The 26,584-nt window shown below is 70.7% G+C and carries 22 protein-coding genes; 8 read left to right on the top strand and 14 right to left on the bottom strand.

What is annotated here, in order from left to right; translation table 11 throughout:
- Window positions 1–278: hypothetical protein (locus tag ACZ573_RS29455; RefSeq protein WP_471309706.1), on the top strand; the 278-nt coding region annotated here is incomplete at its 5' end.
- Window positions 279–487: 209 nt separating this feature from the next.
- On the opposite strand, the gene ACZ573_RS29450 is transcribed toward ACZ573_RS29455, so the two are convergent.
- The 3 genes from ACZ573_RS29450 to thyX all read right to left on the bottom strand — a co-directional run bounded on the left by ACZ573_RS29450 (window position 488) and on the right by thyX (window position 4,138).
- Window positions 488–2,173: a ribonuclease J gene (locus ACZ573_RS29450; RefSeq protein WP_033223048.1), complete on the bottom strand. Its 1,686-nt coding sequence runs from the start codon at window positions 2,171–2,173 to the stop codon at window positions 488–490.
- Between the two features lie 124 nt (window positions 2,174–2,297).
- Window positions 2,298–3,197, bottom strand: a complete 900-nt coding sequence (dapA, locus tag ACZ573_RS29445) for a 4-hydroxy-tetrahydrodipicolinate synthase (RefSeq protein WP_471309704.1) — start codon at window positions 3,195–3,197, stop codon at window positions 2,298–2,300.
- 200 nt (window positions 3,198–3,397) lie between these two features.
- Window positions 3,398–4,138 carry an FAD-dependent thymidylate synthase gene (gene thyX / locus ACZ573_RS29440; RefSeq protein ID WP_030011069.1) on the bottom strand — a complete coding sequence of 247 codons (741 nt, stop codon included), beginning with the start codon at window positions 4,136–4,138 and terminating at the stop codon, window positions 3,398–3,400.
- A gap of 233 nt (window positions 4,139–4,371) precedes the next feature.
- On the opposite strand from thyX, the gene ACZ573_RS29435 reads away from it, so the two are divergent.
- Both ACZ573_RS29435 and ACZ573_RS29430 read left to right on the top strand, forming a co-directional pair.
- Entirely contained in the window at window positions 4,372–4,611 is a 240-nt protein-coding gene (locus ACZ573_RS29435) for a hypothetical protein (RefSeq protein ID WP_314244512.1), read from the top strand.
- Window positions 4,612–4,659: 48 nt separating this feature from the next.
- Complete coding sequence (locus tag ACZ573_RS29430; RefSeq protein WP_471309698.1) at window positions 4,660–5,226, top strand: hypothetical protein; 567 nt, start codon at window positions 4,660–4,662, stop codon at window positions 5,224–5,226.
- A gap of 35 nt (window positions 5,227–5,261) precedes the next feature.
- On the opposite strand, the gene ACZ573_RS29425 is transcribed toward ACZ573_RS29430, so the two are convergent.
- From ACZ573_RS29425 to eccD, 6 genes are all read right to left on the bottom strand, one after another.
- Window positions 5,262–5,714, bottom strand: a complete 453-nt coding sequence (locus ACZ573_RS29425) for a tetratricopeptide repeat protein (RefSeq protein WP_301366054.1) — start codon at window positions 5,712–5,714, stop codon at window positions 5,262–5,264.
- A gap of 15 nt (window positions 5,715–5,729) precedes the next feature.
- Window positions 5,730–6,482: a 4-hydroxy-tetrahydrodipicolinate reductase gene (gene dapB, locus ACZ573_RS29420; RefSeq protein WP_301366056.1), complete on the bottom strand. Its 753-nt coding sequence runs from the start codon at window positions 6,480–6,482 to the stop codon at window positions 5,730–5,732.
- A 25-nt stretch (window positions 6,483–6,507) separates the two neighbouring features.
- Window positions 6,508–7,887 (bottom strand): M16 family metallopeptidase, encoded by a 1,380-nt coding sequence (locus ACZ573_RS29415; protein ID WP_301366058.1) that lies wholly within the window; start codon window positions 7,885–7,887, stop codon window positions 6,508–6,510.
- A complete protein-coding gene (locus ACZ573_RS29410; RefSeq protein WP_471309726.1) occupies window positions 7,884–10,106 on the bottom strand; it encodes a polyribonucleotide nucleotidyltransferase in 2,223 nt (740 codons plus the stop codon). Before ACZ573_RS29410 ends, ACZ573_RS29415 begins: the two co-directional genes overlap by 4 nt.
- Window positions 10,107–10,411: 305 nt before the next feature.
- The gene (gene rpsO / locus ACZ573_RS29405; protein WP_030011220.1) at window positions 10,412–10,699 is read right to left on the bottom strand and encodes a 30S ribosomal protein S15; all 288 of its coding nucleotides are present in this window, start codon (window positions 10,697–10,699) and stop codon (window positions 10,412–10,414) included.
- Window positions 10,700–10,882: 183 nt separating this feature from the next.
- Window positions 10,883–12,403, bottom strand: a complete 1,521-nt coding sequence (gene eccD, locus ACZ573_RS29400) for a type VII secretion integral membrane protein EccD (protein ID WP_471309694.1) — start codon at window positions 12,401–12,403, stop codon at window positions 10,883–10,885.
- Window positions 12,404–12,599: 196 nt separating this feature from the next.
- On the opposite strand from eccD, the gene eccCa reads away from it, so the two are divergent.
- Window positions 12,600–16,556 (top strand): type VII secretion protein EccCa, encoded by a 3,957-nt coding sequence (eccCa, locus tag ACZ573_RS29395; RefSeq protein ID WP_471309691.1) that lies wholly within the window; start codon window positions 12,600–12,602, stop codon window positions 16,554–16,556.
- A gap of 130 nt (window positions 16,557–16,686) precedes the next feature.
- Entirely contained in the window at window positions 16,687–16,932 is a 246-nt protein-coding gene (locus ACZ573_RS29390; protein WP_471309689.1) for a DUF397 domain-containing protein, read from the top strand.
- Window positions 16,933–17,018: 86 nt separating this feature from the next.
- On the opposite strand, the gene ACZ573_RS29385 is transcribed toward ACZ573_RS29390, so the two are convergent.
- The 4 genes from ACZ573_RS29385 to eccB all read right to left on the bottom strand — a co-directional run bounded on the left by ACZ573_RS29385 (window position 17,019) and on the right by eccB (window position 20,772).
- On the bottom strand, window positions 17,019–17,327 hold the full coding sequence (locus ACZ573_RS29385) for a WXG100 family type VII secretion target (RefSeq protein WP_471309687.1): 309 nt from the start codon (window positions 17,325–17,327) through the stop codon (window positions 17,019–17,021).
- A 45-nt stretch (window positions 17,328–17,372) separates the two neighbouring features.
- Entirely contained in the window at window positions 17,373–17,714 is a 342-nt protein-coding gene (locus ACZ573_RS29380) for a hypothetical protein (RefSeq protein ID WP_471309685.1), read from the bottom strand.
- Window positions 17,715–17,929: 215 nt separating this feature from the next.
- Entirely contained in the window at window positions 17,930–19,183 is a 1,254-nt protein-coding gene (mycP, locus tag ACZ573_RS29375) for a type VII secretion-associated serine protease mycosin (protein WP_471309681.1), read from the bottom strand.
- Between the two features lie 11 nt (window positions 19,184–19,194).
- The gene (eccB, locus tag ACZ573_RS29370) at window positions 19,195–20,772 is read right to left on the bottom strand and encodes a type VII secretion protein EccB (protein WP_471309676.1); all 1,578 of its coding nucleotides are present in this window, start codon (window positions 20,770–20,772) and stop codon (window positions 19,195–19,197) included.
- A 258-nt stretch (window positions 20,773–21,030) separates the two neighbouring features.
- Here eccB and eccE point away from each other — a divergent pair, with 258 nt between their 5' ends.
- The 3 genes from eccE (at window position 21,031) to ACZ573_RS29355 (ending at window position 25,443) form a co-directional block, all read left to right on the top strand.
- Window positions 21,031–22,305 (top strand): type VII secretion protein EccE, encoded by a 1,275-nt coding sequence (gene eccE / locus ACZ573_RS29365; RefSeq protein WP_471309674.1) that lies wholly within the window; start codon window positions 21,031–21,033, stop codon window positions 22,303–22,305.
- Window positions 22,302–23,000, top strand: a complete 699-nt coding sequence (locus tag ACZ573_RS29360) for a hypothetical protein (protein WP_382546625.1) — start codon at window positions 22,302–22,304, stop codon at window positions 22,998–23,000. Before eccE ends, ACZ573_RS29360 begins: the two co-directional genes overlap by 4 nt.
- 106 nt (window positions 23,001–23,106) lie before the next feature.
- Window positions 23,107–25,443, top strand: coding sequence for an SCO5717 family growth-regulating ATPase (locus tag ACZ573_RS29355; protein ID WP_471309668.1), 2,337 nt, complete (start codon window positions 23,107–23,109; stop codon window positions 25,441–25,443).
- 64 nt (window positions 25,444–25,507) lie between these two features.
- On the opposite strand, the gene ACZ573_RS29350 is transcribed toward ACZ573_RS29355, so the two are convergent.
- Complete coding sequence (locus ACZ573_RS29350; RefSeq protein ID WP_471309665.1) at window positions 25,508–26,464, bottom strand: bifunctional riboflavin kinase/FAD synthetase; 957 nt, start codon at window positions 26,462–26,464, stop codon at window positions 25,508–25,510.
- Between the last annotated feature and the right edge of the window lie 120 nt (window positions 26,465–26,584).

Raw genomic sequence — 26,584 nt, 5'->3', positions numbered from 1 at the left:
ATCCACCGAAGTGGACGGGGTATCAACTTCTGGCGTTGATTTTTGGCACGCTGTTGAGTTCTCAAGGAACGGACGCTTCCTTTGTACTCACCCTCACGGGCTTTCCTCCGGGCTTTCGTTCTGTTCTTGCGTTTCCGACTCTATCAGACTCTTTCGTGTCCGACTTCCTCGGTGCTTTCCAGGTATTCGCTTTCGCGTTTTCCCTTTCCAGCGGCTCCAACCTTACCAGAACATTTCCGCGCTCTGCTTCTCGAAAGTCGCAGTCGGCTGGGATTTGAATTGGTGACCCTTGGAGAGGCCTTTCCCTTTCGGGCGGATCAGACTTTATCAGGTCTCCCTGGGTCTTGATTCCCACCCGCCCGCATGACGCGTCCGGACACATGTGTGTGCCGGGGTGCCGTGCGAGGTGGAGACGTAAACGTACTGGAGCGGGGCCCCCGGATGCAAATCCGGTTGCCCCGCTCCCGTTCGGTCGCTACGGCGAGGGTCAGACCTCGACGACGACCGGCAGGATCATCGGGCGGCGGCGGTAGCCGTCCGAGACCCACTTGCCCATCGTGCGGCGGATGAGCTGCTGGATCTGGTGCGGCTCGGCAACGCCGTCGGCCGCGGCGCGGGCGATGGCTTCCTCGATCTTCGGGATGACCGAGGAGAAGGCCGAGTCGTCGATGCCGGAGCCGCGGGCCTGGATGTTCGGGCCGCTGACGATCTTGCCCGTGCTGCTGTCCACCACGACGTAGACCGAGATGATGCCCTCGTCGCCGAGGATCTTGCGGTCCTTGAGGTGGACTTCCGTGACGTCGCCGACCGAGAGGCCGTCCACGTACACGTAGCCGGCCTGGACCTTGCCGGAGATCCGGGCCTTGCCGTCGATCAGGTCGACGACCACGCCGTCCTCGGCGATGACGATGCGGTCCTTCGGGACACCCGTCATGGCACCGAGCTCGGCGTTGGCGCGCAGGTGACGCCATTCACCGTGGACCGGCATCAGGTTCCGCGGCTTGCAGATGTTGTAGAAGTACAGCAGCTCGCCGGCCGAGGCGTGGCCCGAGACGTGCACCTTGGCATTGCCCTTGTGCACGACGTTGGCGCCCCAGCGGGTCAGGCCGTTGATCACGCGGTAGACCGCGTTCTCGTTGCCCGGGATCAGGGACGACGCCAGGATCACCGTGTCGCCGGGGACGATCCGGATCTGGTGGTCGCGGTTGGCCATACGGGACAGGGCCGCCATCGGCTCGCCCTGGGAACCCGTACAGACCAGCACGACCTCGTCGTCCGGCAGGTCGTCGAGGGTCTTGACGTCGACGACGAGACCGGCCGGGACCTTCAGGTAGCCCAGGTCACGGGCGATGCCCATGTTTCGGACCATCGATCGGCCGACGAAGGCGACCCTGCGGTCGAATTCGTGGGCGGCGTCGAGGATCTGCTGGATGCGGTGCACGTGGCTGGCGAAGGACGCCACGATGATCCGCTTCTGGGCACTCGCGAAGACCCCGCGGATGGCGTTGGAGATGTCGCGCTCGGGCGGGACGAAGCCCGGGACCTCTGCGTTCGTGGAGTCGGAGAGAAGGAGGTCGATGCCCTCTTCGCTCAGACGCGCGAAGGCGTGCAGGTCGGTGAGGCGGTTGTCCAGCGGAAGCTGGTCCATCTTGAAGTCGCCGGTGGCCACGACCATGCCGGCGCCGGTGCGGATGGCCACGGCCAGGGCGTCCGGGATGGAGTGGTTGACCGCGATGAACTCGCAGTCGAACGGGCCGAGGGCCTCGCGCTCGCCTTCCTTCACCTCAAGGGTGTAGGGGCGGATGCGGTGCTCCTGGAGCTTCGCCTCGATGAGGGCCAGCGTCAGCTTGGAGCCGATCAGCGGGATGTCCGCCTTCTCCCGGAGGAGGTAGGGGACGGCGCCGATGTGGTCCTCGTGGCCGTGCGTGAGGACGATGCCGTCGATGTCGTCGAGGCGGTCCCGGATGGACGAGAAGTCCGGCAGGATCAGGTCGATGCCCGGCTGCTCCTCCTCGGGGAAGAGGACGCCGCAGTCGACGATCAGCAGACGGCCGTCGTACTCGAAGACGGTCATGTTGCGGCCGATCTCGCCGAGACCACCCAGGGGGGTGACTCTGAGGCCGCCCTTGGGCAGCTTCGGCGGCGGACCGAGTTCCGGATGCGGATGGCTCAAAAGTGTCTCCTCACCACGCACGCCACGTACCCCGGAAGGCACGTGGCGCGCATGTCATTCGTGCACTTGCTGTTGTCTGTTCTGTATTTGTTCGTTCGTTCTTATTCAGTTGTGAAGTCTGTTGTCAGAGCTGTACCCCGCCAGCAGCAAGATCGATCTTGAGCTGGGCCGTCTCTTCGGCGGTCAGCTCGATCAGCGGGAGCCGCAGCGGGCCGGCGGGCAGGCCCTGCAGGTTCAGCGCGCCCTTGGTGGTCATCACACCCTGGGTACGGAACATGCCGGTGAAGATCGGGAGCAGCTTCTGGTGGATCTCGGTCGCCTTCTGGACGTCTCCGCCCAGGTAGGCCTCCAGCATGGCGCGCAGCTCGGGGGTGACCACGTGGCTGACCACGGAGACGAATCCGGCCGCGCCGATCGACAGGAGCGGCAGGTTCAGCATGTCGTCACCCGAGTACCAGGCCAGGCCGCTCTGCGCGATGGCCCAGCTTGCACGGCCGAGGTCGCCCTTGGCGTCCTTGTTGGCAACGATACGGGGATGCTCGGCCAGCCGGACCAGGGTTTCGGTGTCGATCGGGACACCACTGCGGCCGGGGATGTCGTAGAGCATGACCGGCAGCCCGGTGGCGTCGGCGATCGCCGTGAAGTGCCGGAAGAGGCCCTCCTGCGGCGGTTTGCTGTAGTACGGGGTGACGGCGAGCAGGCCGTGTGCGCCGGTGCGCTCGGCCTGGCGGGCCAGCTCGAGGGTGTGGCGGGTGTCGTTGGTGCCGATGCCCGCGACCACGTGGGCGCGGTCTCCGACGGCTTCGAGTACGGCTCGTACGAGGTCGTTTTTCTCCGCGTCGGTGGTGGTCGGCGACTCACCGGTGGTGCCGTTGATGATCAGGCCGTCGTTGCCTGCGTCCACCAGGTGGACGGCGAGCTGCTGCGCGCCGTCGAGGTCGAGTACGCCATCCGCCGTAAACGGCGTGATCATGGCGGTGAGGACCCGCCCGAAGGGGGTCTGCGGAGTCGAGATCGGAGCCATGGGTAACACGCTACTCGCTGCCCTGCTCGCGGTGTCCCCTCGGGGGACGTCAACGGGGTGTTGGACGCCGGCACTGCCTGCTCGGGGGTTCAAGCAGTGCCGGGTCCGTTTGATCAGCCTAGATGAACTTTACGAAACGTCGCAATACGGACACTTAGGACTTGACGCCGTACATCTGTGCGCCGCGGGTGTACCGGCCCTTACGGGGCAACGCGACCGTTGCCGTTGTAGGCCGCGTACGTCAGCGGCATGAGCTTCGCCCAGTGCTGCTCCATCTTCTCGCCGACCATCTCGATCTCCCGCTGCGGGAAGGACGGGACCGCCGCGAGCTCGTGCTGCGTACGCAGACCGAGGAAGTGCATCAGCGAGCGCGCGTTGCAGGTGGCGTACATCGAGGAGAAAAGACCGACCGGCAGGACCGAACGGGCAACCTCCCGGGCCACGCCCGCGGCGAGCATCTCGCGGTAGGCCTCGTAGGCCTGCACGTAGGAGTCCTCCATGACGCGGCCTGTCAGTTCCTGCTGCGCCTGGGTGCCCTCGACGAAGACGTACTTGCCCGGGCGGCCCTCCTGGACCAGCTTGCGCTCGGCGTCCGGGACGTAGAAGACCGGTTCGAGCTCCCTGTAGCGGCCCGACTCTTCGTTGTACGACCAGCCCACGCGGTGGCGCATGAACTCGCGGAAGACGAAGATCGGGGCGCTGATGAAGAAGGTCATCGAGTTGTGCTCGAACGGGCTGCCGTGGCGGTCGCGCATCAGGTAGTTGATGAGGCCCTTGGAGCGCTCCGGGTCCTTCTGCAGCTCCTCCAGCGACTGTTCGCCGGCCGTGGAGACGCGAGCGGCCCACAGTACGTCGGAGTCGGCGGCGGAGTGCTTCACCAGCTCCACCGTCACGTCACTGCGGAAGCTGGGTTTCAGATCTGAAGCGGCGGTTTCGCTCACCGGGGGTCCTTCCAAACGTGCGTCCTGGGGCGCGCCCACTCTACGGCGCCCCTCGCGCGGCCTGCGCAGACGCACGCGGCAGGCGGGGTCCGCGTGGGGCCGCGCAGGGTCTCGTACAGCTGACGCACAGCCATGAATCTTTCCTGATGTCCCGGAATCCGGCACCGATCGACGGGCCCGTACGTCCTACCTAGGAGAACGCACACCCATCCACCCCGAGGAGATTCGCTCTGATGTTCCTCCGGCGCGAACCCGTCCCGTTCGCCTTCGTCTCCGAGGCCGACCGTTTCCGAAGCAACGTCACTCCGCCGCCGCGCGAGCGTCTGGGCAGGACCCAGTTGGCCGCCCGTACTCTGGTCGGACTGACCGTGGTTGCGGGGCTCGCCGGCTCACTGCTCCTCGGTATGCCCGCACTGCAGCCGAGCAAGGCGCCGGAGAAGTCGCAGCAGTCGGAGGCGTCCCAGGGGCGGTAGCCTCACGGGCACAGCCCAACCGAACGTGCATGTGAGTGAGGTCCAGCCGTGCCCCTGCCCTTCTTGACGGCCGACGGCGTATCCGATGTGGATGACGACGGCGACGGCGACGAGATCCTGGCCCATGCCGACCAGGACCGCTGGCGCCGGCCCTACCGGCCCGGCCCCTGGCGCGTGGGCATCGGCGCGCTGCTGCTCCTGCTGTCGGCCTTCATGCTGCTGGCCACGATGATCGTCGCCTTCGCGGGCGGCTGGGGCGGGGCCCTCGTCTGCCTGATCGCCGCTCTCGCGGTCGTCGGGTCGGCGGTGCAGACCCTGCGCGTCGGCGTCTGGGTGAGCCCCGCGGGGCTGCGCCGGGTGGGGTTCTTCGTGACCCGCACCACCGCGTGGAGCGAGATCGGCGAGCTCCGTACGGTGCAGCAGCCGGTGCGCTGGCTCGGGCTGCCGAGGACCGTACAGGGGCAGGCGCTGACGATGTCCGCGCGGGCCGGAGCGGAGGCGCCGGTGCTGCTGACCGACCACAACGCCGACTTCCTGTCGCGGACCGAGGCCTTCGACCGGGCCGCCGACATGCTGGGTGCCTGGGCCGACGAGTACCGGCCCGTGGCCGCCTGACCGGCCCGAACCGCCTCCGGAAGCCCGTACAGGGATCAGACCTGTACGGGCTTCTTGTCGTGGAGGGCGATCGCCCGCTGCATCGCCTTGCGCGCCCGCGGGGTGTCCCGGGCGTCGTGGTAGGCGACGGCGAGCCGGAACCAGCTGCGCCAGTCCCCCGGCGCGTCCTCGGTCTCGGCCTTGCGGCGTGCGAAGACCTCGTCGGCGGAGTCCCGCAGGATCCGCCCGTACCTGTCCCGCTCCAGCTCGTCGACGGGCAGTCCGCCCTCGGCCTCCAGCTCGGTCGCGAGGTGGTTGGCCCGCGTGACGAACCGGGTGTTCTGCCAGAGGAACCAGACACCGATGACCGGCAGGATCAGCACGGCCACCCCGAAGGTGACCGTGAGCAGGGTCCCGTGCTCGATCAGCATCAGGCCCCGGCTGCCGACCAGGACGAAGTAGACCACCAGGACGGCGGCCGTGAGGAAGTACGTGATCTTCGCGCGCATCGTGAAATCAGTCCGTCAGCCCAGGTCGAGGAAGTGTTCCAGGCCGAAGGTGAGGCCCGGGGTCTGCGCCACTCGGCGCACACCGAGCAGGATGCCCGGCATGAAGCTGCTGTGGTGCAGGGAATCGTGACGGATGGTCAGGGTCTCGCCCTCGCCGCCGAGGAGCACCTCCTGGTGAGCCAGCAGGCCGCGCAGGCGGACCGCGTGCACCGGGACGCCGTCGACGTCCGCGCCGCGCGCGCCGTCGAGCGCGGTGGCGGTGGCGTCGGGCTGGGCGCCGAGGCCGGCCTCGGCGCGGGCGGCCGCGATGAGCTGCGCCGTACGGGTCGCCGTGCCGGAGGGGGCGTCGACCTTGTTGGGGTGGTGCAGCTCGACGACCTCGACGGACTCGAAGTAGCGGGCGGCCTGGGCGGCGAACTTCATGGTGAGGACGGCGCCGATGGAGAAGTTCGGGGCGATGAGCACACCGGTCTCCGGCGAACCGTCGAGCCAGGTGCCCAGCTGCGCGAGGCGGTCCTCGGTCCAGCCGGTGGTACCGACGACTCCGTGGATGCCGTGACGGATGAGGAAGTCCAGGTTCCCCATCACCGATGCCGGGGTGGTCAGCTCGACCGCGACCTGGGCGCCGGCGTCGGCCAGCGTCTCCAGCTTGTCGCCGCGGCCGAGCGCCGCGACCAGTTCCATGTCCTCGGCGGCCTCGACCGCCTTGACGGCCTCGGCGCCGATCCTGCCCTGGGCGCCGAGGACTGCCACGCGCAGCTTGCTCATTTTGCTTCCTTACTCACGTACGGAACTAGGCGACCGCTTCGTCGAGACGGGCGGCCTGCTTCTCCTTCAGCGGGCCGATCACCGCGAGCGAGGGCCGCTGGGCCAGTACATCCTGTGCGACCGAGCGGACGTCGTCCGGGGTCACGGCGGCGATCCGGGCCAGCATGTCGTCGACGGACATCTGGTCGCCCCAGCACAGCTCGCTCTTGCCGATGCGGTTCATGATCGCGCCGGTGTCCTCCAGGCCGAGGACGGTGGATCCGGAGAGCTGGCCGATGGCCCGCTTGATCTCGTCGTCGGCCAGTCCTTCCGTCGCGACCTTGTCGAGCTCGTCGCGGCAGATCCGGAGCACGTCGTGCACCTGGTTGGGGCGGCAGCCCGCGTACACGCCGAAGAGGCCGGTGTCGGCGAAGCCCGAGGTGTACGAGTACACGCTGTAGGCGAGGCCGCGCTTCTCCCGGACCTCCTGGAACAGGCGCGAGGACATGCCGCCGCCGAGGGCGGTGTTCAGCACGCCCAGCGCCCAGCGGCGCTCGTCGGTGCGGGCGAGGCCGGGCATGCCGAGGACCACGTGGGCCTGCTCGGTCCTGCGGTTCACCAGGTCGACGCGGCCGGCGGTGCGGATGCGCTTGGCGCCGGTACGCGGGCCGATCGGCTCGGCGTCGGTGCGGGTCAGCGCGCCGGCCTTCTCGAACGCGGCACGGACCTGGCGTACGACCTTGTTGTGGTCGACGTTGCCGGCGGCGGCCACGACCAGGTGCGTCGGGTCGTAGTGCTTCTTGTAGAAGCGGCGGATCCGGTCGGCGCCGAGCGCGTTGATCGTGTCGACGGTGCCGAGGACCGGACGCCCCAGAGGGGTGTCCCCGTACATGGTCTGCGCGAACAGGTCGTGCACCATGTCGCCCGGGTCGTCCTCGGTCATCGCGATCTCTTCGAGGATGACGCCGCGCTCGGCGTCGACGTCCTCCTCGCGGATCAGCGAGCCCGTGAGCATGTCGCAGACCACGTCGATGGCCAGCGGCAGGTCGGTGTCGAGCACCCGGGCGTAGTAGCAGGTGTACTCCTTCGCCGTGAAGGCGTTCATCTCGCCGCCGACCGCGTCGATCGCGGAGGAGATGTCGAGGGCGCTGCGCTGGTGGGTGCCCTTGAAGAGGAGGTGCTCCAGGTAGTGCGTGGCGCCGTTCAGCGTGGGCGTCTCGTCACGGGAGCCGACGTGCGCCCAGATGCCGAAGGTGGCGGAGCGGACGGAGGGCAGCGTCTCGGTGACGATGCGCAGTCCGCCGGGCAGGACCGTGCGCCGGACGGTGCCGATGCCGTTGCTGCCCTTGAGGAGGGTTTGGGTACGGGCGACGGCCCGCCCCTCCGAAGAGGGGCGGGCCGTCACACGGGAACTACGCGACATCACTTGTCGGAGTCGTCCTTGTCAGTGTCGTCACCGGCGGCCTCGCCGTCGATCACGGGGATCAGGGAGAGCTTGCCGCGCTGGTCGATCTCGGCGATCTCCACCTGGACCTTGGTGCCGACCGCGAGCACGTCCTCGACGTTCTCCACGCGCTTGCCACCGGCAAGCTTGCGGATCTGCGAGATGTGCAGCAGGCCGTCCTTGCCGGGCATCAGGGAGACGAAGGCACCGAAGGTGGTGGTCTTGACGACCGTACCCAGGTAGCGCTCGCCGACCTCCGGCATGGTCGGGTTGGCGATCGAGTTGATCGTGGCGCGGGCGGCCTCGGCGGCCGGACCGTCGGAGGCACCGATGTAGATGGTGCCGTCGTCCTCGATCGTGATCTCGGCGCCGGTGTCCTCCTGGATCTGGTTGATCATCTTGCCCTTGGGGCCGATGACCTCACCGATCTTGTCCACCGGGATCTTGACGGTGATGATCCGCGGGGCGAAGGGGGACATCGCGTCCGGCGTGTCGATCGCTTCCATCATCACGTCGAGGATGTGGAGGCGGGCGTCGCGGGCCTGCTTGAGGGCGGCGGCCAGGACGGAGGCCGGGATGCCGTCGAGCTTGGTGTCCAGCTGGAGCGCGGTGACGAACTCCTTGGTGCCGGCGACCTTGAAGTCCATGTCGCCGAAGGCGTCCTCCGCACCGAGGATGTCGGTGAGGGCGACGTAGTGGGTCTTGCCGTCGATCTCCTGGGAGATCAGGCCCATGGCGATACCGGCGACGGGGGCCTTGAGGGGCACACCGGCGTTCAGCAGCGACATGGTGGAGGCGCAGACGGAGCCCATGGACGTCGAACCGTTGGAGCCGAGGGCCTCGGACACCTGGCGGATCGCGTAGGGGAACTCCTCGCGGGTCGGGAGGACCGGCACGATCGCGCGCTCGGCGAGCGCGCCGTGGCCGATCTCGCGGCGCTTCGGCGAACCGACGCGGCCGGTCTCACCGACGGAGTACGGCGGGAAGTTGTAGTTGTGCATGTAGCGCTTGCGGGTCACCGGGGAGAGGGTGTCCAGCTGCTGCTCCATGCGGAGCATGTTGAGGGTGGTGACGCCCAGGATCTGGGTCTCGCCACGCTCGAACAGCGCCGAGCCGTGCACGCGCGGGATGGCCTCGACCTCGGCGGCGAGGGTACGGATGTCCGTGAGCCCGCGGCCGTCGATGCGGACCTTGTCCTTGATGACGCGCTCGCGGACCAGGGCCTTGGTCAGGCTGCGGTAGGCGGCGGAGATCTCCTTCTCGCGGCCCTCGAAGGCCGGGAGGAGCTTCTCGGCGGCGATCTCCTTGACGCGGTCCAGCTCGGCCTCGCGGTCCTGCTTGCCCGCGATGGTCAGCGCCTGGGAGAGGTCACCCTTGACGGCGGCCGCGAGGGCCTCGTACACGTCGTCCTGGTAGTCCAGGAAGACCGGGAACTCACCCTCGGGCTTCGCGGCCTTGGCGGCCAGGTCGGCCTGAGCCTTGCAGAGGACCTTGATGAAGGGCTTCGCGGCGTCGAGGCCGGAGGCCACGATCTCCTCGGTCGGCGCCTCGGCGCCGCCCTTGACGAGGGCGATGGTCTTCTCGGTGGCCTCGGCCTCGACCATCATGATCGCGACGTCGCCGTCCTCCAGGACGCGGCCCGCGACGACCATGTCGAAGACGGCGTCCTCGAGCTCGGTGTGCGTCGGGAAGGCCACCCACTGGCCGCGGATCAGCGCGACGCGGACGCCGCCGATCGGGCCGGAGAAGGGCAGGCCGGCCAGCTGGGTGGACGCGGACGCGGCGTTGATCGCGACGACGTCGTACAGGTGGTCGGGGTTGAGCGCCATGATCGTGGCGACGACCTGGATCTCGTTGCGCAGGCCCTTCTTGAAGGACGGGCGCAGCGGGCGGTCGATCAGGCGGCAGGTGAGGATCGCGTCCTCGGAGGGGCGGCCCTCACGGCGGAAGAAGGAGCCGGGGATCTTGCCGGCCGCGTACTGCCGCTCCTCGACGTCCACCGTCAGGGGGAAGAAGTCGAGCTGGTCCTTGGGCTTCTTCGACGCGGTGGTGGCGGACAGCACCATCGTGTCGTCGTCCAGGTAGGCAACGGCGGAGCCGGCGGCCTGGCGGGCCAGACGGCCCGTCTCGAAGCGGATGGTGCGGGTGCCGAAGGAACCGTTGTCAATGACGGCCTCGGCGTAGTGGGTCTCGTTCTCCACTAGCGTTTTCTCCATTTTCGTCGTCTCCGTCCGCCGCCCGTGTGGCGGTGGACGGTTGCGGAGAAGCGCTCCTGGCGTGCGGGCCGGTCTTCGATCGAAGCATCCGGTTCGTTGCCCCCTGGGGGCATTCCGGGTGCCACTACCGAGGACCGGCGGCGTGGGAGGGCGCTCCTCCTCTTCAGTTGTGCGCGTCTTCCTCAGACGCGCACGTGCGTCCGTTCCAGACTACAAAGGGTCCGGTCCTGTGCGCACGTACAGCAAAGGGAGCGGCCCCCTGATGTGGGAACCGCTCCCTTCACGGCGTCTTACTTGGCGCCGGCCGCACCGCGGCGGATGCCGAGGCGCTCGACCAGCGTACGGAAGCGCTGGATGTCCTTCTTGGCCAGGTACTGCAGCAGGCGGCGACGCTGGCCGACCAGGATCAGCAGACCACGACGGGAGTGGTGGTCGTGCTTGTGCGTCTTGAGGTGCTCGGTCAGGTCCGAGATGCGGCGGGAGAGCATCGCAACCTGGACCTCGGGGGAGCCGGTGTCGCCCTCCTTGGCACCGAACTCGGTGATGATCTGCTTCTTCGTAGCGGCGTCGAGCGGCACGCGTACTCCTCGTTTTAGGTCTTCGTTGCCACCGAGTGCCCCAGGTCTGAGTCTCTGGGGAGCTTCCGTTACTCGGGAGGCGGGGTCCGCTGAGCGCAGTCCACAGACCCTTGGGAGAGGATCCGGGGGACGCGTACACAAACGGCCGTCACACAGCGTACCAGGCTGCCGGGACGCGACGTCTCAGCTGGTGAGAGCGCGGGCCCGGGAGTAGACGTCCAGCACAGCCAGGGTCAGGGGCACGAGGCTGAGCAGGACCGCCGCCTCGGTGAGGTCGAGCAGCCTTCCCCAGAAGGGTGACAGGCCCTTGCGGGGGATGACAAGCGCAATTCCCGCGAGGAGGGCCGCGCCGGCGGCGACGGCGGCGGTCAGCCAGATCGTACGGAGGTCCAGGCCGCTGTGGTCCTGCTCCCGCAGGAGGGCTTCGAGCAGGTCGGTCGGCGGGTGCAGGGCCATGCCCAGGATCAGCAGCGCGATGGCGACGAGGCCCGCGGTCAGGGCGCAGACCACCTGGGAGGTGTAGCGGAAGAGGCGGGCGCGCAGCAGCATGGCGAGGCCGGTGGCGAGCGCCAGCAGGCGGCCCCAGGTGTTCTCGGAGAAGCCGAGGACGGCGGCGGCGCCGACGGCGACGGCGGCGCAGCCGCCGACCAGGCCGAGCAGCATCTCGTGGCCGCGGCGGGCCTGGGCGGCGATGGCCTCGGCGTCGAGCGGGGCGGAGCCCGGCTCGTGCTGGTCGGAGCCGGTCTGCTCACCGTGCGGCTCGGTCTCGTAGCGGTCCGGGGTCCCCATGTGGTCGACGTACTCGTCCGTGGCGCTCTGCGGGGCGGTGTAGCCGATGGGCAGGCGGGCGAAGCGGGCCGAGAGGCCGGGGAGGAAGGCGACGAGGCCGATGGCCACGGGGGCGCAGACGGCGGCGGTGCGGGTGGCGGAGGCCTCGGTGGCGATGGCCACGAAGGTGGCGAGGGTTCCGGTGGCGGCGACGAAGGTGGCCGCGACGAAGGGGGCGTCGCCGCTGGGGGTGAGCGCGACCAGGGCTACGGAGGCGATCAGGGCGCAGACGCAGCCGAGCAGGAACTGGAGGCGCCCGGGTCCCTGGCCGACGGCCGGGGCGATGATCCCGGAGCCGGCGATCATCAGGTGCGGGAGGGCGCCGAGGCCGAGCGCGACGGCGGAGAGGCGGTCGCGGTAGACGCGGGCGCGCACTCCGGCGACGGCGGTGAGCAGGATGCCGACGGCGCCCGCGATGATCCCGGGCAGTCCGTGCATGTCGTGGCGGAGCGGGTCGGCGTACCAGAGGACGAAGCCCAGCATGACGAGCAGCACGGCGGCGCCGGCCAGGCCCGCGCCGCGCAGCATGTCGTCGCTCCAGCGGTGCCGGTCGCGGACGACGGCGGAGGCGACGGCGTCGGACACGTCGTCGAACACGGCGGGCGGCAGGGACTCGGCGAACGGGCGCAGGCTCAGCACCTCGCCGTCGAGGACCTGCTGGCCGGCGAGGGTCCGGGCGCCGTCGAGGACGGTGCCGGAGCGGCGTACGAGGTGGAAGCCGGTCGGGGCGCCCACCGGCTGGGTCTGGCCGGTGAGGCGCAGCAGCTCGGGGTAGACGTCGGCGACGGCGATGTCCTCGGGGAGGGCGACGTCGATGCGGCTGTCGGGGGCCACGACGGTGACCCTGCAGAAACCCGTCGTTGCGGCCGTACTCACCTGTGTGACCCCCCTGGTTGACGCTCGCACCGGCGGACGATTCGCGGATGCGCATACTGCGCGCGCCACCCTACCGGGCTTATGACCGACTGTCGGCAAGTAGGATCACCGTCGCGTGGGGGAGACCCCCTTCGCGCCCGGGACTTGGGGGCGCCGGTTGCGACGTCCCGTCCGTTTTCGAGGGATTGATGCTCCGGTGAGCCAGATCGTCGTCAAACGCCCGCCGCGGTCCCTGCCGCCCGAGGTTCCGGCGGAGGAGCTGCGGCTGGAAGCTCCGCCCGAACTTCCGCGCGGGCAGCAGGAGGGCATGCTGATGCAGCTCCTGCCGATGCTCGGCATGGGCTCCTCCGTCGTCTTCTTCTTCATGCCGGGCGCGGCCCCCTTCATGCGCATCATGGGCGTGCTGATGCTGGCGTCGACGGTGGCCATGGTCGTGGCCCAGTTGGCGCGCTTCCGGCGCGGTGCGCAGGGGCAAATGGCCGATGTGCGCCGGGACTACCTCAAATATCTCGCGCAGACGCGCCGTCAGGTCCGCCGGACCGCGCGGGCGCAGCGTGACGCGCAGCTGTATCTGCACCCGGCCCCCGAGCAGTTGTGGTCGGTGGTGGCGGAGGGCTCCCGGCTGTGGGAGCGGCGGGTCGGCGACCAGGACTTCGGGCAGGCCCGGGTGGGGCTGGGCGCGCAGCGCCTGGCGACCCCGCTGGTGGCGCCGGAGACCGCGCCGGTGGACGAGCTGGAGCCGCTGACCGCGGGCGCGATGCAGCGGTTCCTGAAGGTGCACTCCTCGCTGGACGGGCTGCCGATGGCGCTGTCGATCCGCGCCTTCTACCACGTGACGGTGTCCGGGGAGCCGGAGTCCGCGCGCAGTACGGCGCGGGCGATGGTGGCGCAGCTGGCGACGCTGCACTCCCCCGAGGACCTGATGGTGGCCGTGGTGGCGGCGCCGGGTGCGGTGCCCGCGTGGGACTGGACGAAGTGGCTGCCGCACACGCAGGTCCCGGGTCAGGTCGACGGGGCCGGTACGAAGCGGCTGTTCGGCGATGACCTGGTCGATCTGGAGGGGCTGCTGGCCTCCCGGCTGGAGGGCCGGCCGCGGTTCAGCCGCGAGGTGTCCCCGGTGCTGGACCAGCCGCACCTGGTGGTCGTGCTGGACGGTGGCATGGTGCCGCCGGACTCGGTGTTCGCCGCGGCCGAGGGCCTGCAGGGCGTCACCATCGTCGAGGTGGTCGCGGGCGAGCTGGACGAGCCGCGCGGCGGGCTGTCGGTCGTGGTGCGGCCGGGCCGGCTGCGTCTGGACTCGGGCGCGGGGGTCGCGTACGAGGGCGTGCCGGACACGCTGTCGCTGCCCGCGGCGGAGGCGCTGGCCCGGCAGCTGGCGCCGATGCGCACGGGCGGCGGGGACGACGACGAGCCGCTGCTGGCCAATCTGGACTTCACCGACCTGCTGAACCTGGGCGACGCGGCCGCGGTCGACGTCGCGCGGACCTGGCGGCCGAGGTCGGCCGGTGAGCGGCTGCGCGTGCCGATCGGTGTCGGTGAGGACGGCGCCCCGGTCATGCTGGACCTGAAGGAGGCCGCGCAGGAGGGCATGGGTCCGCACGGTCTGTGCGTGGGCGCGACCGGTTCCGGCAAGTCGGAGCTGCTGCGCACGCTGGTGCTGGGTCTGGCGGTCACGCACACCTCGGAGACCCTGAACTTCGTGCTCGCCGACTTCAAGGGCGGTGCGACCTTCACGGGCATGGGCCAGATGCCGCACGTCGCGGCGGTGATCACCAACCTGGCCGACGACCTCACGCTCGTGGACCGCATGGGCGACTCGATCCGCGGTGAGCTGCAGCGCCGGCAGGAGCTGCTGCGTTCGGCGGGCAACTACGCGAACATCCACGACTACGAGAAGGCCCGTGCGGCGGGTGCCCCGCTGGAGCCGCTGGCCTCGCTGGTGCTGGTCATCGACGAGTTCAGCGAGCTGCTGACGGCGAAGCCGGACTTCATCGACATGTTCATCCAGATCGGCCGCATCGGCCGTTCGCTGGGTGTGCACCTGCTGCTGGCCTCGCAGCGCCTGGAGGAGGGCAAGCTGCGCGGTCTGGACACGTACCTGTCGTACCGGATCGGTCTGCGGACCTTCTCCGCGGCGGAGTCGCGGACCGCGATCGGTGTGCCGGACGCCTATCACCTGCCGTCGGTGCCCGGTTCGGGCTATCTGAAGTTCGGTACGGACGAGATGACCCGCTTCAAGGCGGCGTACGTCTCGGGCACCTACCGCTCGGGCGGGCCGGACCTGTCGGTGGGGCAGTTCCCGGTGGAGCGGCGGCCCGCGCTGTTCACGGCGGCCCCGGTCCCGGTGGTGTACGCGGCCCCGGACCCGGCGTACCTGGCGGCGCAGTCGGTGCGCGAGGACGACGCGCTGGCGGACACGGTGCTGGACGTGATCGTGAGCCGGCTGGAGGGCCAGGGGGTGCCGGCGCACCAGGTGTGGCTGCCGCCGCTCGACCAGGCGCCGCCGCTGGACCAGCTGCTGCCGGCGCTGGCGCCGAGCCCGGAGCGCGGGCTGCACGCGGACGGGTACACGCGGCCCGGCGGGCTCGTCGTCCCGCTCGGCCTCATCGACAAGCCGTTCGAGCAGCGGCGCGAGGTGCTCTACCGGGACTTCTCGGGTGCGGCGGGCCACATGATGGTGGTCGGCGGTCCGCAGTCGGGCAAGTCGACGCTGATGCGGACGCTGATCGCCTCGTTCGCGCTCACCCACACCCCGCGCGAGGTGCAGTTCTACGGGCTGGACTTCGGCGGCGGCAGTCTGTCGTCGATCGCCGAGCTGCCGCACGTGGGCGGGATCGCCTCGCGCCTGGACCCGGAGCGGGTCCGGCGTACGGTCGCGGAGGTGGGGGGCATCCTCAACCGCCGCGAGGAGTTCTTCCGCTCGAACAACATCGACTCGATCGGCACCTACCGGCGCCGGCGGGCGGCCGGTGACCTGCCCCAGGAGCCGTGGGGCGACGTGTTCCTGATCGTCGACGGCTGGGGCAACTTCCGGGGCGAGTACGAGGGCCTGGAGCAGATCGTCACGGACATCGCCTCCCGTGGTCTGGGCTACGGCATCCACGTCGTGATCACCGCGGCGCGGTACATGGAGGTCCGGGCCGCGCTCAAGGACCAGATGCTCAGCCGCCTGGAGCTGCGGCTCGGTGACACGATGGACTCCGAGTTCGACCGCAAGGTCGCGGCGAACGTCCCCACGGGGATGCCCGGCCGCGGCCAGGTCGCGGAGAAGCTGCACTTCCTGGGCGCGCTGCCGCGGATCGACGGCTCGCACGAGGCGGCCGACCTGTCGGAGGCCACGGCCTCCTTCGTGGCCGCGGTGAAGCAGAACTGGGCGGGTCAGGCGGCTCCCGGCGTACGGCTGCTGCCGCGGCTGCTCCACTCCGACCAGCTGCCCAAGGGCGGGGAGTACCCCGGCCGCGGGATCGCGATCGGCATCGACGAGACCGACCTGGAGCCGGTGTTCGTCGACTTCGAGACCGACCCCTTCCTCCTCGTCTTCGGCGAGAGCGAGTCGGGCAAGACGAACCTGCTGCGGCTCATCGCCAAGCAGATCTCCGAGCGGTACACGCCTGATCAGGCGCGTCTGGTCGTCGGCGACTACCGGCGGGGCCTGCTCGGGGCGCTGCCGGAGGAGCACCTGCTGGAGTACGCGCCGATGGCGAGCTCCCTGCAGATGCACATGGAGGCGCTGGGCGGGGTGTTCTCGCGGCGCCAGCCGCCGACCGACGTCACTCCGCAGCAGCTGCGCGACCGCAGCTGGTGGACGGGCCCGGACGTGTTCATACTCATCGACGACTTCGACCTGGTCTCGACGAGCCAGGGCAATCCACTGGCGCAGCTGGTGGAGTTCCTGCCCTTCGCCCGTGACACGGGCGTCCGCTTCATCATCGCGCGCAACTCGGCGGGTGCCTCGCGTTCGATGTACGAGCCGTTCATGCAGCGGATCAAGGAGCTGGGCGCGCAGGGCCTGATCCTGTCCGGCGACCCGTCCGAGGGCGACCTGGTGGGCACGGTGCGGCCGCGTCCGATGCCGCCGGGCCGGGCCAGCTTCATCTCGCGCAAGCGGGGTACGTCACTGGTCCAGCTCGGCCGGATGCCGGCCGGTATGTGATCCGCTCCCCGGTGGCCGGGCACCTGCCCAGGGCCGGCCACCGGGGAGGATCGGGTCGAAACCTCCCCGTCCGGCGGGCGCGGCACCGATAATCGGCGGTGAAGACGCTCCACCGAGGGAAAGGCCGCCCATGGGCACCCAGCAGGAGAAGGACGAGCTGTACGCGCTCGACATCAGCGGTGTGGAGTGGGAGGGGCCGCCCGGAACCAGTCCGGACGAGGAGCGCGTCGAGATCGCCCGCCTTCCCGAGGGGGCGGTGGCCATGCGGTCCTCGCTGGACCGTGACACGGTGCTGCGCTACACGGCCGCCGAGTGGGAGGCCTTCGTACTCGGGGCCAGGGACGGCGAGTTCGACCTCGACCGCCGGCAGCCCTGACGGGACGGACGCACGACGACGCCGAAGGGGCGCGCCCGGTGTGGGCACGCCCCTTCGGCGTGTGCGGACCTGTGTGGCGACCGGGCTCAGAAGGCCTCGGTGAACAGGGTCGACGCCCGCTTGTCGGTGGCGCGGTAGTCGTCCTTGCCGCGCTCGATGAGCTGGGCGACCTTCTCCAGCGTGGCCTTCATGTGCTCGGCCTTGCCCTTGTACTTGGTCGTCAGCTCGAGGTACTTGCCGTGCGCCTCACCGTCCCAGGTGTCCGTGACGGTCTTCACCGCCTGCTCCATCGCGGCCAGGTCGTCGATGATGTTCTTGGAGACCTGGCGGATGCGGGTGGCCATGAGCTGGACGCTCTCGTATTGGACCTTTGTGTGGCCGTCGTCGGCAGCCATGTGCTTCTCCTTCGCGCTGGGTGGGTTACTTGAAAACGGCGTGTGTCAGATGCCGTTGAGGCCGGAGCTGTTGCCACCGGCGCTCGACTGGATCGACTTGAAGGCCGCGCGCACCTCGTCGTCCTGGGCGTTGGTCAGGTTCTTGGTCTGGGACACCGCGTTGTGCAGGACGCCGAGCAGGCGACGGATCTCGTCGTGGTCGTCATTCACCACCGTCTGGGCGGAGACGAACCCCGAGGCACCGACACCGGTCCAGCCGGCGCTCACCGTGGCGAGGATGTCGGCCAGCTCGCGGGCCTGCCTGGAAACGGCATTGGCCGTCTCTTCGATCTTGATCTTGGCCTGGACTACCGGATTGTCTGCAAGTCCGAAGGTGTTCGTGCTCATCCGAAGCTCCTCACTTCTCAATTCGCCGGCGGAACCGGCGGATTGCGCAGCGGAGCGGACGTGCCTGGCGCGGAATCTGAGCCACGCGCCCCGGGCGGTCCCCCTCCGCTTCACGCGATCCCCCGATCACACTCGTGAAGCCTGGTGTCACTTTAGCCAGTTCATCTGACAGCCCCAACACCAGTAGGGCGGTTCCGTAGATGAACTGTGACCGTTCACTGCAAACGGCGCTTTCGGGCGCGGGCGTCCCGGACGACCGTCGCGGTACCGGCGATGACGGCGATCAGGACCGCACCGATGCCGAGAGCGTACGTGCCGAACCGCTCTTCGCGCTCCTGGGCCGTCTCGGTGAGTCGCAGCGGGGCCGCCTCCGGGGCGGTCGCCGGGGGCGGGCCGGGGTCGGGGACCGGGGCCTTGGGGGCCTGCTGGTCGTGGGAGAGCGCGCGCACCGGGTCGATGACGCCCCAACCCACGTAGTCGTCACGGCCGTTGACCGCGCGTTCGGCGGTGTTCTGGATCTGCCAGACGATCTGCTGCGCGGACCATTCCGGATGCTTGGCGCGCAGCAGGGCGGCGACGCCCGCGACGTACGGCGCGGAGAAACTGGTGCCGTTGTCGATGCACTGGCCGAAGCCGGGGACGGTGGAGACCATGTCGACGCCGGGCGCCGCCACCCCGATGAAGTCGCCGGGCTGGGAGAACCCGGCCCGCTCGTTGTTGCGGTCCGAGGCTCCTACGGCGAGCACGCCGGGGAAGGCCGCCGGGTAGGTCTTGCGCTTCTGGCCGCTCATGCCGTCGTTGCCCGCCGAGGCCACCACCACGACGTTGGCGGCTATGGCCTTCTGGACCGACTTGCCGAGATCGGACTCGGCGGACAGCTGCGCGTCGGTGTCCTGGGAGATGTTGATCACTTGGGCACCCTTGCCCACCGCGTGGTCGATGGCCTGGCTCAGGTTCGAGGCGTTGCCCTTGCCCTGCCCGTCGTTCTGCCGGATCGGGATGATCGTGGAGTCCGGGGCCAGGCCGACGAAGCCGGTGCCCTGCTGGGGGCGGGCCGCGATCAGCCCGGCGACCTTGGTGCCGTGGCCGATGGTGTCGGTGGTGCCGTCGCCGCCCTTGGGGTCGACGAAGTCCTTGCCGGCTCCGGTGTCGATGGCCGCGCTGAGCTGCGGGTTCGCCCGGTCCACACCGGTGTCGATGACCGCGACGCGGACGCTGTTGCCACTCTTGTCCTTGCCCTTGGTCTGCGCCCAGAGCTCGTCGAGCAGCAGCCGCTGGAGGGCCCAGGGCCGGTCCTCGATCTGCTTCTTCATCGGGAAGGTGCACTCCCCCGCGCCGTCGAGGCGCAGCGCGTACGGGGGCTGGGGCGCGGCGGCCGCGGCGGCGGCCGTGCCCGTGCCGCCCGAGGCCAGGGTGAGGGCGAAGGCGGCGGCCAGGAGGGTCCGCCGGGACGCGTGGGTCTGGGTCATCGGCGGCTTCCTCACGAACCCTGCGGCTGACGGGCGGAGTTGGTGTCCAGGCGCGGCCCCTTGGAGAGGAACTCCGACCAGGCGATGGGCACCATGGCCGGGTTGACGCCGGCGTAGCCGAGCCGGACCTGCGCCTGGCTGGCCTCGGGGCGGCCGTCCGTACCGGCCTTCGACTGGTCGGGGGCGCCGATCTTCGACTGCTCGGCGTCGCTGTCGCCGTTGGCCTGGACGGCGTAGCGCAGACCGGTGTCGGTGACCAGGAAGAGGGAGCCGCCGGCGGTGGTCTGCTTGCCCTGGACCTGGGTGTACAGCAGACCCGAGCCGGGGGTGACGTACGCGCTGGTGCCGCTGGCGGTGATGTCGATCGGGAAGCCGGTGCCGGCCCATGTGCTCAGGGTCTGGTTGCCCTGGGCGTCGACCGAGCGCAGGACGCTGCAGACCGTGTCGCGGTTGTTGTCCCCGCCGGACTGGCCGCCTGCGGGCGGCGTCGTCTGGTTGATCCGTTCGGTCTTCTTCTGGGGCCACTTGACGTCGCCGGCAAACGGGGCGGCGTCCGGGTTGATCGACTGGAGGTCGATCTCGCGGGGCTTGCCGTGCATGTTGAGGCCGTCGGTCGCGGGAGCCGAGATCAGCAGCCAGGCGACGAAGTCGGAGACCGGTGCGACCTTCCCGGGCAGCACCACGTAGTGCTGTGCGCCGGAGCCGGTCTGCGCCTTGAGCACCATCCCGACCTTGTTGTCGGCGGTGCCCAGACCCTTCACCCCGGCGTCGGTACCGGCCTTGCCGGGCAGGGGCGGGAAGGACAGGTCGTCGCCGGAGTTGAGGGTCCCCAGCCATTCCGGGCTGACCTGCTGCGGGGTGGCGCCGGTGCCGACGAGCGCGTTGGTCATCGTCCCGGCCGCCGGGGTGCCCTCCGGGAACTTGTACTTCGTCCCGGCCGCGTCGACCAGGTAGCGCTCCTGGCCCGCGGCCGTGCTCTGCACGTACAGCGACTGGGTGTCGGTGAGCCTGCGGGCGTCGTCCGTCTTGACCGCCTCGCGGTCGGCGAGCACGAAGGTGGCGGTCTGCACGCCCCGGCCGTTGCCGCCCGGCTGCTGGCAGACGGCCCAGCGCTTGGCCTTGCCCGCGTCCTCCTTGGAGGGGAGCCGGTCGGGGGCGTACGGGATGCCGATGATGGGGCCGCGCGGCGGGTTGCCCGCGTCCAGGACCTTGTCCTGGACCTGGATCACCTTGAACTTCGCCGGATCCAGCAGGAGTCGGGCGGAGGCGAGGTTCAGCACCGGGTGCAGCCGGGTCTGGTCCTTGCCGCCCACCTTCGTCGTCAGGACCACGTACCGGGTCGTCGAGTCCTTGCCGACGATGACGCTGGTCCCCGGTTCCGCCCAGCCCTTGGGGGCCGTCGGCTTGAACATGCCCCAGGCACCGAATCCGGCGAGCACGAGCGCGCCGACGATCAGCCCGGGAAGGATCGCGCGCAGCGGACGCGGCGCGCCTTCCTCGGTACCCGTGGCGGATGGCTGGAGGAACGCGGCCACCGTGCGCCGCTTCGCAAAGGTGTACGCGTTGAGCTCATCACGTCGTGATGCCATGACCGCCTGTATCTCCCCGCACGGCCCGGCCGGTGAGTACGGTCCCCGGGCCTCGATTGTCGGACCGGGCACCTACTATGCCTCTTGACGGACGGTATGAAGGGGCCGGGTAGGGTGAGGCTGCCGCCCAGCCCCTTCCGCACCGGGTCGATCAGGGCTTGTTGGGGTGGATTGGGGAGATTCCGGAGTCGTGCGCCAGGTGTCGCACAGCGCCGGGACTCACGGGGTCTGGCCCCGGAGAGGGGAAGTGCGCGAGTGATGGCCACCGCGACGGAGCAGCAGACCGGCGCGCCCGCACCGGCACGTGTCGGGGTGACGCCGCATCCGAAGTCGAGCCCCGGCCGCTTCGGTCCGTTCCGACTGCAACAGCTCGTGCTCCTCCAAGTCGCGGCAGCCGCCCTGCTGGTGGCCTGGGTGGTCGAACCGCTGCTGCTGGTTCCCGCCGGAGTCCTGGCGCTCGTCCTGGTGCTGCTCGCGGTCGTACGCCGCCACCAGCGCTCCCTGCCGGAGTGGATCGGCGGCGCGCTCGCGCTGCGTTCGCGCCGGCGCCGGGCCGCCTCCTTCACCGTGCCCGCGGGCACGGAGCCGGGGCTCGCCCCGCTGGTCGAAGCCGATCCGGCGCTGCGCACCCTCACCTTCAGCGACCGTGACCGGCGTCCGGTCGGGATGATCGGCGACGGGACCTTCCTGACCGCGGTCGTCCAGGTGGACACGGACGCCACCGCGCTGCGGCCCGACCGGGCGACGCGGCCGCTGCCGCTGGCCGTCGTACGGGACATCCTCGAAGTGGACGGTATCCGGCTGGAGTCCGCGCAGCTCGTGCAGCACACCCAGCCGGCGCCGGCCCCGCACCTGCCCGCGCAGTCGATGGCGACCCGCAACTACGCGCCGCTGCAGGCCCGGACGGGCACCCCGGCGGTCCGGCTGACGTGGATCGCCCTCAAGCTCGACCCGGAGCTGTGCCCGGAGGCCGTCACCGCGCGCGGCGGCGGACTGGCCGGTGCGCAGCGCTGCCTGGTGCGTGCGGCGGACCAGCTGGCGAGCCGGCTGGCCGGGGCCGGCTTCACGGCCACCGTGCTGACCGAGCAGGAGCTGACGGCGGCGCTGGCCACCTCCTCGTGCGCCAACCCGATGGCGATCACCCAGGCCGGGCGGTCGAACAGCACCGGGCGGCGGACCGAGGAGACCTCGCGCACCTGGCGCTGCGACGACCGGCGGCACACGACGTACTGGATAGGCCGCTGGCCGCAGTTGGGCGGTGGCGGCGCGGCGGCGCTGCCGCAGTTCGTGGCGCTCCTCACCTCGCTGCCCGCGCTCGCGACGAACTTCAGCCTGACGATGGCCCCGGCGGAGCGACAGGGCGTCACCTTGAGCGGGCACGTACGGGTGACGGGGCGCAGCGACGAGGAACTGATCGCGGCGCGCCGGGAGTTGGAGAGGACGGCGCGGGGCGTGAAGACCGGGCTGGTGCGGCTCGACCGTGAACAGGTGCCGGGGCTGCTGGCTTCGCTGCCGCTGGGAGGGGCGCGATGAGGGGCGGATTCGGGCTGGTCGGCCCGCGTCGGGAACGGCACGTGGTGCCCGCGGCGGACCTGGACCTGCTGGCGCTGCCCGTCGGGGACGACGGGGTCGTCATCGGCGTGGACGCCGAGGGCCGGTCGGCGGTGCTGGGCATCAACCGGCCGACGCCGTACGAGGTGACGCTGATCGGCGGCCTGTGGACGGCACAGGTGCTGGCGCTGCGCGCGGCGGCCACGGGTGCGCGCGTGGCGGTGGAGACCGGGCGCGGGCAGGTGTGGTCCGGGCTGGCCCAGGCGGCGGGCGGCGGGCAGCAGTGCGTGACCCTGCACGAGGTGGGCCGGATACCGCCGCAGGGCGCCTCGGCGGGCAGCCCGGTGCTGGTGATCCGCGACTGCGGGATGCGGCCGCCGCGCGGGCGCGTGGTGGCCGGGCCGTGGCAGTCGGTGCTGACCCTGCTGCCGTACCTGAGCCCGACGGCGCCGCGCCTGCTCCAGCAGTCGTCGCTGGTCGGGGTGCAGCGGGTGTCCCCGGACGAGGCGGAGCAGATCGGCCGCCTGATGCGGCTCCCGAGACAGGCGGTGGACTCCCTGCCGACGCTGGGCGACGGGGTGACCCTGTGGTGCACGCCGCGGGACCGGCAGTTCGTGATGACCCAGGGGACGGATGCGGAGACGGGCCTGCTGGGCGGGGCCCGGCGCATCGACTGACCCGGCTCCCTGAGGGGGGCGGACAGTGGTGTCGGGGCGCGATTAGGGTGGGTCCGGGCGCGGCGAGGTGGGCGCCGGACCGGTGTTCGACAGACCAGGAGGACCAGTGAGCGGCGATCGGAACGAGAGGCGCGGCGGGACGTGGGACGTCCCGACGGACGATCAGTCCGACGCGGAGCCCGAGGTGACGGGCGAGTTCACCATCGACTACACCCCGCCTGCCTGGTACATGCAGGGCGGCGGGGCCCCGGCCGCGCAGGTACCGGGACTCCCCGAGGGCAGCGGCTTCGAGCCCCACCGTCCGTCGGAGCTGGAATCGCCCTCGACGATGCGGATCGCTCCGCCTGCTCCGCGGACGCCGTCCGACGGCGCGGGCCTGCCTGTTCCGTTCCCGCCCGCTCCCGCGGCCCCGGCCGACCCGGCACCGGCGTACCAGGCTCCGGCCCTGCCGTACTCGACCCCGGCACCGGCCCCCGCCCCGGCTCCCGCTCCCGCCGTCGAGCCGGCGGCTCCGGCGCCCGTCGAGCCGGCTCTGCCGTACGCGACCCCGGCTCCGGTTCCCGCCCCGATCGAGCCTCCGGCCCCCGCTCCGGCTCCGGTTCCGGTTCCGGCTCCCGTGGAGGCTCCGGCTCCGGTTCCGGCTCCCGTCGAGGCTCCGGCTCCGGTTCCGGTTCCCGTCGAGGAGGCCCCGCCGGCGCTCGAAGCCCCGGCCCCGGTCGCCGACGTACCCGCACCCGCGCCCGCGGCCGAGGAGGTCGTTCCGGAGCCGGCTCCCGTCGGCACCCCGCCCGTCGTGACGCCGTTCCCGGCCCTGCCGCCGGTCGACGCGGTCACGCCGTACCCGCCCCTGCCGTCGGCCCCCGTCACGGAGCCGGCTGCCGACCTGGTGGCGGAGGTTCCGCCCGCGCCCTGGGCCGGACCGCAGGACACTCCCGCCGAGGGGACGCCCGTACTGCCGTCCGCCGAGCAGCCCGCAGCGGCGCCCGCGCCTGCGCCTGCGCCGGTCGGCCCCGCGGACGCGCCGCCGGCCGTCGTGGAGACCCCGTTCGGGGGACCCGTCGACGAACTGCCGTCGCCGCCGCCCGCGTTCGGGACCCCGGACGCCTACCCGTTCCCGCCGCCGACTCCGGCGCCGCCCCAGCCTCAGCACTACGACCCGCGCACCGCCGGGCAGTGGTCGGCCGGGCCCGGGCAGCAGCAACCCCCGCAGCACCAGCACCAGCCACAGCCGCACGACCCGCGCTACTCGGCCGGGCAGACCGGCGGCGGGGCGCCGCTGGGCTACACCGCCGCCGTCGAGCTGTCGTCCGACCGCCTGCTGCGCAACAAGCAGAAGCCCAAGAACAACAACAACGGCGTCGGCGGCCGGTTCCGCTTCGGCGGCAAGGCGGCCGAGGCGGAGCGCCAGCGCAAGCTGGAGCTGATCCGCACCCCGGTCATGTCCTGCTACCGCATCGCCGTCATCAGTCTCAAGGGCGGCGTCGGCAAGACCACGACCACCACCGCCCTCGGTGCGACCCTCGCCACCGAGCGCCAGGACAAGATCCTGGCCATCGACGCGAACCCCGACGCCGGTACCCTCGGCCGCCGGGTCCGCCGCGAGACCGGTGCCACCATCCGGGACCTGGTCCAGGCGATCCCGTACCTGAACTCGTACATGGACATCCGCCGGTTCACCTCGCAGGCGCCCTCCGGTCTGGAGATCATCGCCAACGACGTGGACCCGGCCGTCTCCACGACCTTCAACGACGAGGACTACCGCCGCGTCATAGAGACGCTGGGCCGCCAGTACCCGATCATCCTCACCGACTCGGGCACCGGCCTCCTCTACTCCGCCATGCGCGGCGTCCTGGACCTGGCCGATCAGCTGATCATCATCTCGACCCCGTCCGTGGACGGCGCCAGCAGCGCCAGCACCACTCTCGACTGGCTCTCCGCGCACGGGTACGCCGACCTCGTCTCGCGCTCCCTCACCGTCATCTCGGGGGTCCGCGAGACCAGCAAGATGATCAAGATCGAGGACATCGTGCAGCACTTCGAGACCCGCTGCCGCGGTGTCGTCGTGGTGCCGTTCGACGAGCACCTCGCGGCCGGCGCCGAGGTCGATCTCGACATGATGCGGCCCAAGACGCGCGAGGCGTACTTCAACCTCTCCGCACTCGTGGCCGAAGACTTCCTGCGGGCCCAGCAGCAGGCCCCGCAGGGACACTGGGGTGCGCCGCAGCAGCACCCGGCTCCTCAGCAGCCCTACGGGCAGCAGCCCCCTCAGCAGCCGCAGCCGTACGGCCAGCCCCAGGGCCAGCCCCCGTACCAGCAGCCGCCACAGCCCCAGCCCTACGGCCAGCCGTACCCGCAGCCCGGCCAGCCCTGGCAGCAGCCCCAGGCGCCGCAGCAGCAGCCGCCCCAGCCCCAGCAGCCCCCGCGCGACCCGCGCCTCGGCTGACCGGCCGCACAGCGAAGGGCCCGTACCACCCCGGGGGTGGTACGGGCCCTTCCGCTTCGTTCCGTCAGCGCTTCATGTCGTACGTGTCCGTCAGCACCCGCGCCCGCTTCACGTCGTCCGCGATCGCTTCCAGCAACCCGTCCAGCGACTCGAACTTCGCCATCCCCCGCACGTAGGCGAGGAAGTCGACGGCGACGTGCATCCCGTACAGGTCCAGCCCCACGCGGTCGATCGCGTACGCCTCCACGGTCCGCTCGGTCGCGTCGAACTGCACGTTCGTCCCCACCGAGATCGCCGCGGGCATCCGCTCGCCGTCCGCCGTCAGCCAGCCCGCGTAGACGCCGTCGGCCGGGATCGCGGTGTGCGGCTGCGTCTCGACGTTCGCCGTCGGGTAGCCGAGCTCGCGCCCGCGCTGCGCACCGCGCACCACCACGCCCTCGACGCGGTGCGGACGCCCCAGGATCTCGGCCGCGCCGTCCATGTCGCCCTCCGAGACCAGCCTGCGTGCCAGCGTCGAGGAGAACGGCACCCCGCCGGCCGCCTCGCCCCGCTCGACCAGGTCCACGACGTCCACCTGGTAGTCGTACGTGGAGCCCAGCTCGCGCAGGAAGTCGACGTTCCCCGCGGCCCGGTGGCCGAAGCGGAAGTTCGGGCCCTCGATGACGGCGCGCGCGTGCAGCTTGTCGACGAGGACCTTCACGATGAAGTCGGCCGGGGACAGCTGGGAGAACTCCGCCGTGAACGGCAGGATCAGCAGCGCGTCCACGCCCAGCCCGGCCATCAGCTCGGCGCGCCGGTCGTACGGGGCCAGGATCGGGGGGTGGCTGCCGGGGCGGACCACCTCGCTCGGATGTGGGTCGAAGGTGACCACCACGGAGGGGACGCCGAGCTCACGCGCCGTGGCCACGGCCCGTCCGATGATCAGCTGATGCCCCCGGTGCACGCCGTCGTAAGAGCCGATGGTGACGACGCTGCGTCCCCAGTCCTGGGGGATGTCCTCCAAGCCACGCCAGCGCTGCACTGTGACCGCTCCTCGCCCGAACCCGGTTGGTCCTTGAACTGATTGCCGATTGCAGGTCTAAGACTGCCATGCCGGTGGCCGGGGCCCCGCATCGGCATCTGACTGGGTACGCCCCCGTGT

It is taken from the genome of Streptomyces sp. NPDC040545 (assembly GCF_055595065.1).
The sequence above is the reverse complement of the archived record's forward strand: the minus strand, read 5'-3'. Positions and strand labels throughout refer to the sequence as shown.

What these genes read in the sequence shown, in the direction of transcription:
- eccE (WP_471309674.1), top strand. Translation starts at nt 21,031, where the DNA reads ATGGCCACCGCGACGGAGCAGCAGACCGGCGCGCCCGCACCGGCACGT.
- ACZ573_RS29385 (WP_471309687.1), bottom strand. Translation starts at nt 17,327, where the DNA reads ATGGCTGCCGACGACGGCCACACAAAGGTCCAATACGAGAGCGTCCAG.
- ACZ573_RS29435 (WP_314244512.1), top strand. Translation starts at nt 4,372, where the DNA reads ATGTTCCTCCGGCGCGAACCCGTCCCGTTCGCCTTCGTCTCCGAGGCC.
- dapB (WP_301366056.1), bottom strand. Translation starts at nt 6,482, where the DNA reads ATGAGCAAGCTGCGCGTGGCAGTCCTCGGCGCCCAGGGCAGGATCGGC.
- ACZ573_RS29425 (WP_301366054.1), bottom strand. Translation starts at nt 5,714, where the DNA reads ATGCGCGCGAAGATCACGTACTTCCTCACGGCCGCCGTCCTGGTGGTC.
- dapA (WP_471309704.1), bottom strand. Translation starts at nt 3,197, where the DNA reads ATGGCTCCGATCTCGACTCCGCAGACCCCCTTCGGGCGGGTCCTCACC.
- ACZ573_RS29360 (WP_382546625.1), top strand. Translation starts at nt 22,302, where the DNA reads ATGAGGGGCGGATTCGGGCTGGTCGGCCCGCGTCGGGAACGGCACGTG.
- ACZ573_RS29390 (WP_471309689.1), top strand. Translation starts at nt 16,687, where the DNA reads ATGGGCACCCAGCAGGAGAAGGACGAGCTGTACGCGCTCGACATCAGC.
- ACZ573_RS29380 (WP_471309685.1), bottom strand. Translation starts at nt 17,714, where the DNA reads ATGAGCACGAACACCTTCGGACTTGCAGACAATCCGGTAGTCCAGGCC.
- mycP (WP_471309681.1), bottom strand. Translation starts at nt 19,183, where the DNA reads ATGACCCAGACCCACGCGTCCCGGCGGACCCTCCTGGCCGCCGCCTTC.
- eccB (WP_471309676.1), bottom strand. Translation starts at nt 20,772, where the DNA reads ATGGCATCACGACGTGATGAGCTCAACGCGTACACCTTTGCGAAGCGG.